Annotated in this window: 8 protein-coding genes; 1 reads left to right on the forward strand and 7 read right to left on the reverse strand. The window is 34.3% G+C overall.

The genetic code is table 11. The features are described 5' to 3' along the window. Positions 1 to 109 precede the first annotated feature (109 nt). The 3 genes from NK213_RS18275 to NK213_RS18285 form a co-directional block, all read right to left on the reverse strand. A complete protein-coding gene (locus tag NK213_RS18275; protein ID WP_253351911.1) occupies positions 110 to 898 on the reverse strand; it encodes a 5-deoxy-glucuronate isomerase in 789 nt (262 codons plus the stop codon). Positions 899 to 958: 60 nt separating this feature from the next. Then, positions 959 to 1,975: a 5-dehydro-2-deoxygluconokinase gene (gene iolC / locus NK213_RS18280; protein WP_253351913.1), complete on the reverse strand. Its 1,017-nt coding sequence runs from the start codon at positions 1,973 to 1,975 to the stop codon at positions 959 to 961. 121 nt (positions 1,976 to 2,096) lie between these two features. Continuing rightward, positions 2,097 to 2,948: a class II fructose-bisphosphate aldolase gene (locus NK213_RS18285; protein WP_253351915.1), complete on the reverse strand. Its 852-nt coding sequence runs from the start codon at positions 2,946 to 2,948 to the stop codon at positions 2,097 to 2,099. Between the two features lie 383 nt (positions 2,949 to 3,331). On the opposite strand from NK213_RS18285, the gene NK213_RS18290 reads away from it, so the two are divergent. Next, entirely contained in the window at positions 3,332 to 4,102 is a 771-nt protein-coding gene (locus tag NK213_RS18290; protein ID WP_253351917.1) for a DeoR/GlpR family DNA-binding transcription regulator, read from the forward strand. A gap of 238 nt (positions 4,103 to 4,340) precedes the next feature. Here the strand turns inward: NK213_RS18290 and NK213_RS18295 are convergent, their stop codons facing one another. From NK213_RS18295 to NK213_RS18310, 4 genes are all read right to left on the reverse strand, one after another. After that, positions 4,341 to 5,933, reverse strand: coding sequence for a bifunctional UDP-sugar hydrolase/5'-nucleotidase (locus NK213_RS18295; RefSeq protein ID WP_253351919.1), 1,593 nt, complete (start codon positions 5,931 to 5,933; stop codon positions 4,341 to 4,343). 232 nt (positions 5,934 to 6,165) lie between these two features. Continuing rightward, the gene (locus NK213_RS18300) at positions 6,166 to 6,423 is read right to left on the reverse strand and encodes a hypothetical protein (protein WP_253351921.1); all 258 of its coding nucleotides are present in this window, start codon (positions 6,421 to 6,423) and stop codon (positions 6,166 to 6,168) included. Positions 6,424 to 6,480: 57 nt separating this feature from the next. After that, the gene (locus NK213_RS18305; RefSeq protein ID WP_253351922.1) at positions 6,481 to 6,726 is read right to left on the reverse strand and encodes a hypothetical protein; all 246 of its coding nucleotides are present in this window, start codon (positions 6,724 to 6,726) and stop codon (positions 6,481 to 6,483) included. Between the two features lie 246 nt (positions 6,727 to 6,972). Next, positions 6,973 to 7,338: an adhesion protein FadA gene (locus NK213_RS18310; protein WP_253351923.1), complete on the reverse strand. Its 366-nt coding sequence runs from the start codon at positions 7,336 to 7,338 to the stop codon at positions 6,973 to 6,975. Between the last annotated feature and the right edge of the window lie 145 nt (positions 7,339 to 7,483).

Genomic DNA, 7,483 nt, shown 5'->3' on the forward strand with positions numbered 1-7,483 from the left:
ATTTCGGACACCTGCCTTCTCTCAATTAGTTTACACAATCAAGATTTTTGTGTCCACTTTTTCATACTAACACCACTGTTAAAGTTACATAGTATCAGGAACAGGCATATTATTTTTCAGGCCAGATTTTTACATCCTTTTCCAAAAGCCACTTATGCTCTTCTTCATCTATTCTTTCAGTCCACGGATTCCCGTCAAAATGTCTTATCATCCAGCAGTAAAACATGGCATAACCCGGTGCTGTCGTCTGTGGATGCACCTGACCGCCGTCTATTGTAAGAAAACTGTTATTTTTTATTTTATAAGCTTCTTCTCCTACAAGACACAGCCCGAATCCCTGCGGCTTATTAAATTTATAAAAATAAACTTCAGGCTGCGGGTGATGATGCGGCGGATAGCTTGACCATTTTCCCGGATAATTTATTACTTCTCCTAAAACCATATTGGAATACGGCGCATTATTATAGTCAAATACAGTTCTTACTACTCTTCTTGCAGTACCTCCCCATACACCGTCGCCGAAAATCTCGCTCTTAGTGTCGTCTTTGCTGTACAGTTTCGAATCAAAAGTTCCGTTATTTTCAGTTTTCTGCACCAGAACCTCACTGTCTTCCAAAACTTTCATTTCCACAGCCACACCCTTTGGTACATGAAGACATACAGGATTTTCATCAAACATGCATCCTCTTTCAAGCACAGCATTTTTTCCTTCCCACGAAAGCTCTATCTTTCCTGTAAGAAGAAGAACCGCTGTTTCTTTGTTTTCACTGAAAAATTTCTTATCTTCACCTTTTGTTACATTGAAAACACTTATATCCATAAGCATGTCATTATGCTTTTCCCCAACTTTAGTAAGTACATTTTCCCCTTTTTGTAACCCGTCTAAATAATTTATCATTTTTTCCTCCTCGTAATCTGCGTATCCGATATCAAACAAAGAAGTTTCTTCATTCACAGCTTAGCCTCTTGCTACCATTTCCCCGTATTCTTCTTTTGCCTTTCTGATAAATTCCTTTATACTGTCAGCTGTAGGCATATCTTCCGAACAGCTGTGGCTAGCTACAAGCATTGCCGCCGAAGCACTTCCGAATTCAAGGGCATCCATTATATCCCATCCTTCAAGGAGACCATACATAAATGCCGAAGCATAAGCGTCTCCTCCGCCGAATGATTTCAGCAGTTTTACAGGAAACGGCTTTATTTTATAATTTTTCCCGTCGGCAGTGTACGCCACTGATCCTTCTTTACCATGTTTTATAACTACTATTTTATTGCCGTAACCAAGCCATCTTTTGGCAGTTTCTTCATCAGTACTGTTTGGTGCTATTAATTTCTCCGTAAGATTAAATTCTTCCCTTGATCCTATTACCATATCGCTGTTTTTAGCTACCATTGAATAATAAATTGCTATTTCATCGTCATTTTTCCATGTATAGCTTCTGTAGTCTATGTCAAAAACCACGATTGTTTCATGCTTTTTGGCAAATTCCACTGCTTTCAGCACAGCTTCCCTTGAAGGGCTTTTTGCCAGAGCAGTTCCTGAAACTACTATCATTTTTGCATTTTTTATATATTCTTCATTTATTTCCTCTGATTCCAAAACCAGATCAGCTATTTCATTTCTGTACATAAGTATGCTGCTTTCTGTAGGGCTGAGAATTTCAGTAAATGTAAGTCCCAGAGATTCTCCGTTTTTCGCTCTGAACACATTCGTTACATCTATACCCTCATTTTTGAAATAATCTATTACAAAGTCGCCAAATCTGTCCTGTGATACCTTCCCTATGAATCCTACCTTTTTATCAAGTCTTGCCAGTCCCACTGCGATATTAGCCGGCGATCCCCCAAGATATTTCTTAAATGTCTGGCTTTGTGCCAATGTCATATTTATATCCACAGGATTAAAATCTATTGCTATTCTTCCTATAGGAATAACGTCAATTTTTCTGTCCTCGTGAAAATTTAAATATTTCATACCCATTCCTCCTAGTTTTTTATCTAAAATATATATTCAAAATAACCGCTGTCTGTCCTGTTTTATCTATAGTTCCTGCATAAACAGGACACGACGCTGATTTTATTTTCTCATTTTATACTCAGGCTTTATTTTTACTGTTAAATATCTCAATATGCATTTTCACGTTTTCATAAGCACCTTGTATTTCAGCACCATGAAGTTTAAAATAATCTATTTTTCTGTTATTATTTTCTGTATATGCCTTTCTTACTGCACTTTCCACCGAATTAAAAGTCGATGTCGCTACGTTTATCTTATGTATACCAAGTTCTATACACCTTCTGAAGTCTTTTTCGCTTATCCCCGAACCGCCGTGTAAAACAAGGGGAATATCCACTTCTTTATTTATGCTGTCAAGAATCTCAAAATTCAGCTTCGGATCACCTTTGTACTCTCCATGTGCATTTCCTATTGCCACTGCCAGTGCATCAATCTTCGTATCAGCATAAAATTTCAGAGCTTCCTTCACATCAGTATAAATCATTCCGTGATCTTCTTTCCCGTCTTCACTTCCTCCGACCTTTCCGATCTCAGCTTCCACTGTTGCATTATACCTTCCGGCTTTTTCCATCACTGCCTTTGTTATTTCTATATTTTTTTCAAGAGGGTATGCCGACCCGTCTATCATAACAGAACTAAAGCCCAGCCCCAGTGCTTCTTCTATTTTTCCTATACTTATTCCGTGATCCAGATGCACGGCTATTGGTATTTTTGAATTTTCGGCAGCTGCTATCATCATAGGCCCGATAAGACTTAACGGTGAATAGTTTAACCTGACTTCTGCTATCTGGAGTATAATGGGTGAATTCAGCTCTTCGGCTGCTTTTACTGCTCCCATTATCATTTCCATATTAGCTATGCTAAAAGCTCCCACTCCGTATTTTCCCTGCTGTGCCTTAACAAGCAGACTTTTCATGTCTAATAATGGCATTCACATACTTCCTTTCCCAAAGCTTTCCTTTGCAGCATATATATGATTATATTTTTGTCACTTCTTGGTTATTTTATTTTTCAATATAATCAATTATTTTTACCCCATTTTTTCCATTTTGTCAATTTTATTTTTTATTTTTTCGAAAAACTTTATCAAACTTTATCAAAAGTTTACCATAAAAAACATAATTATACCAAAAATATATTCTTTTTTTCATAATATATGTTTACTTTTTGCAACTTTCATACTATAATAATAGTAAAGATATTTAAAAAAGCATTGTTCCTTTTAGTCCCAGAACTTAACCACTTTTTTTATTACGAACTCCGAAAAGATTCCATTTTTTTTATATCTTTGATAATTTTTGAAAGGATGGCGTTATGAAAACACATAGAATTAAAAATGTAGAAGAATACATATTAAAAAATGAATCTGTTTCACTGGATAAGCTATGTGATGTGTTTAAGGTTTCCAAAAACACTATTCGAAGAGATATTAAGGAGCTTTTAGAAAAAGGGAAAATAAAGAAAATATACGGCGGAGTCACAATAAATCAGAAAAAACTGGTTCCCTTTGAAGAAAGAAACATAAAAAACCATGCAGAAAAGAAAGCTGCCGCGGAAATAGCCGCTGCATATATAAACGACGGGGATATTATTTTTATTGATTCCGGTACCACTACCATGTGGCTTATTGATTATCTTAAAAATAAGAATAACATTACTATACTTACAAATAACCTGAGTGCTATTATTTCAGCGCTTCCATATCCGAATTTGAATATTATTTCACTTGGCGGTACTCTGAAAAGGAAAACAAATTCATTCGTAGGGAATTCTACTTCCCTTGTTTTGAAAGACTATAATATAAGTAAGGCTTTTATGGCTGCCACAGGTATTTCCATTGCACGCGGCGCAACGAATTCGTCAGTGGAAGAGTATGAGCTGAAAAAATTAATAGTAGAAAAAAGCGACGAGATTTTCCTGCTTGTAGATTCATCAAAATTTGACATTATTTCACTCATGACTTACTCACCGCTTGAGAATCTGAACTATATTATTACTAATAAAACCCCGCCGAAAAAATATACTGATTTTTTCAGAAAAAACAAAATAAACTTATTAATAGCAGAAGACAAAGACAAAAAATAGATATCTGACAGAGCTGTATCAAAATAGATTTTTAAGAAATTTGAAAACAAAATATTGTGATAATTCATGGGATAAAATCAATATATTGTATTCACTGTTTAAAAATTTCTATTTTGATACAGCCCTTTTTTTATTACAATTTTTATATTCAGAAAATAATTCTGACTAAAAATACTCCGTTGTTATCTCCCGGAGTATTTATTAATATCTCTATTTTTTTAACTTATTTCATAATATTCTATTTAGCGGTTACTCTTCCTTCCAGTTTTGGAGATACTGTTTTTTTATCTCTCAGATAATCCATAATAGCATTATACATCATGTAACCATTTATATCATTTCTCTCTGTCCCGGATAAGAATTGCGAAAACCCGTCTCCTCCGTTAGCAAGAAAATCATTTGTTGCTATTCTGTATTTTTTATTCGGATCTATTTTTTTACCGTTTAATTCCAGTTTCGTTATTCTGTTTCCCGCTTCTTTTTTCGGATCATATTCCATTATAAGTCCGTGCGACACCTGAAGAACGCCATTAGTCAATCCGGCAGCATGTTCAAACATACTAATAACATCTTTTCCATTTAGAGTAAGAACAGTTAATGCATTTGGAAAAGGAAAAGCGCTGATTACATCTTTTTGAGTAATATCTCCTTTTTCAATATCTGCTCTTATTCCGCCGCTGTTCGTAACTGCAAAATCCGGTTTTTCCCCTTTAGATACAGCACTGGCAAATATCGCATCACCTATCAGATTTCCCAAAAGCGATTCCGAACCATACGATCTTGTTAACGTGATATCTGTTTTTCCTACTACTTCTTTTGTTTTTTCGTCAACTATTTTATTCCATTTATCGATTACCTGCTGTGTTTCAGGATCAGCAGTTATATTTTTATCATAAATAATATTAAGTTTGTTTGTATGAGATAGTATTTTTTTTGTTTTTGAATCAAGAACCAGTTCAAGTTCTCCTACTTCAGTTCCCTGAGCGTCTGTAGATACTATAAGAGTATTTCCTGCTACAAGTGCTTCCGGTGTCCCCTGATGAGCATGCCCGGTGATTAATATATCAATTCCCTTTACATTTCCGGCAAGTTCTATATCTTTTTTCAAGGCTCTTGCCACATCTTCCGTTCCTTTTGATGATTGTCTTGCAGGGGTTCCTTCGTGAGCCAAAACCACTATTAAATCAACTTTATCCTTTATCTCTGCGATGTACTTTCTTAAATATTCTTCTTCATCTCTTGCTTCCAAACCCTTTATAGCATTAGCAGTAATTGTATCATAAAATGCAAATTTACCATGGATTCCTATTACTCCCAGTTTTATTCCATTTTTCTCAATTATCACATATGGTTTATCCCAAAACGGCTGACCGCTTTCTTCTATAAATATATTGGCTAAAACAACAGGAGTCTTATATTTTTTTAATTTTTCAAGAGCATTTTTCCAGCCGTGGTCAAATTCGTGGTTTCCTACTGCAATAGCATCATATCCCATAGTATCCACTATATCAACTATAGCTTCTCCTTCTGTAAGTGTGCTGACAGCCGGCCCTGTAAAATAATCACCGGCGTCAAAAAAGAACACAGTATCCCTATTCTTTTTTACATCCTTAACAAAAGCTGTAATATTGGCAAAACCGCCCACCTTTTCTTTTTCATCTATTGCACGAAATAAAAAAGGATCTACATTAGCATGCAAATCATTTGTGTAAAGTATTGTTATCTTTATGTTCTTTTTTGCGTCAGTATTTTTTTTATTCTGTACTCCATAAATATTGAAAAATAAAGACAAAATAAAAAAAACAGTCAAAAATTTAAAAATTTTTCTCATAAATATATCACATCCTCAATTTTAAAGTAGAAAAATAATTATAACATTACATTTTATTTAAATTAATCTTCCGTTATTTTAATATATCGCATTTATTTTATTTTTTATAGGACATGTGTCCTGTTTTTATTTTAAATTTTATGTTTTTATTTTTTCATAAAATAAAATTATAAAAACAGGAGTTGTTATAAACATTCTACAAATCACGTTTATAACAACTCCCTGCCAGCAGTCATTTCTTTCTTATATTTCGTATTCTTTGCTTTTTTAATTCCTTGAGTTCCTCTTCTTCTCTTTCCACACTTCTTACTACTCTTTTATAAAAATCGACTTTTTCCTGCATATGTGCAAGTTCCGCTTCTGCTTTTTCCAGTTTCGTCACAGGTGCCGGGCTTATATCCTCTTCCATAATATCAAAATCTGTTTCATTTTGTGCATAAAGACCCGCTGATAAAAGCACCAAACCTGCTGTCATTATTATTTTCCCCATATTTTCCTCCTGTATTGCAAAAGATACATTTTAATGTACTGGTAATTTTATTTCAGATTAATCCAGCCTCAAATCTTTCATTGTTTCGCTGTATTTTTCCTCAAGCTCATCGAGCTTAGCCTCATTCACTTTATAATCTTCTATATTCTTATTTATTTCATTTACACGTTTTTCTATTCTGTTTATTTCTTCTTTCATTTTTTGGCTTTCTGTCTTCTTGCCTTTTTTTATTTTTGGCGCAGCTGTTAACAGCTGTGTACTGAACAACGTCAGCAGCAGAAATACCGCAGCTCTTTTTTTCACATTTCCTCCAATCCATCTTAATAAAACGGATATTTTTCTTTTTGAAATCTGCCCTGTTAATATTTATAGAACAGAGAGGTATCGGGGAACTTCTTATTTTAACACTAAGTTATTATGAGTAAAATAACAGCCGGTATCTGCTCCTTGCTTTTCCGAACAGGCCAGCTGGCGGATGTTAAGTTTCCCGATACGTCTTTACTCTCTGTGCCGTATATTTTGGCAACAATTGATCTTCATTTCCCATATTTATTCATTCAGCAGACCTAATCCGCTGTTTATGACCGTAAGTTCTTTTTCTCTTTTTTCTATTTCTTTTTCAAGATCTGTCTGTACAGTTTCATACTTTTTCAGTATTTCCCTGTACTCATCCCTGTACCATCTTACTTCTGAATCCATTTTAAGTTTTTCTGTCATCTCTGTTCTGCTGTTATAATTTTCGTACAATTTTGACAGCTCATTTTCAAGTTTTGTTTTTCTTGTCATCAGTTTTTCTGTCCTTACTGATTCTGCTTTATTAATTTTGTCCACTTCTTCTGTTAGCGTTGACATTCTTGTATAGGCATAACCCGTTATACTTAAACTTAACAGCAATAGTGCAGATATTTTTCTCATTTCTCCTCCTTACTTTTCCTGTATATAAGAGAAACGGGATAAATCCTCATTTCTCTTATATTTTTATTTTTAGAATTTCCATGAAAAGTCTAACTGATATTTTGTACCTTTTACACTTCCTTCTTCTCTTTCCACTCTTACTCCT

The organism is Sebaldella sp. S0638 (genome assembly GCF_024158605.1).
In the GTDB taxonomy this organism is placed as follows: Bacteria; Fusobacteriota; Fusobacteriia; order Fusobacteriales; family Leptotrichiaceae; genus Sebaldella.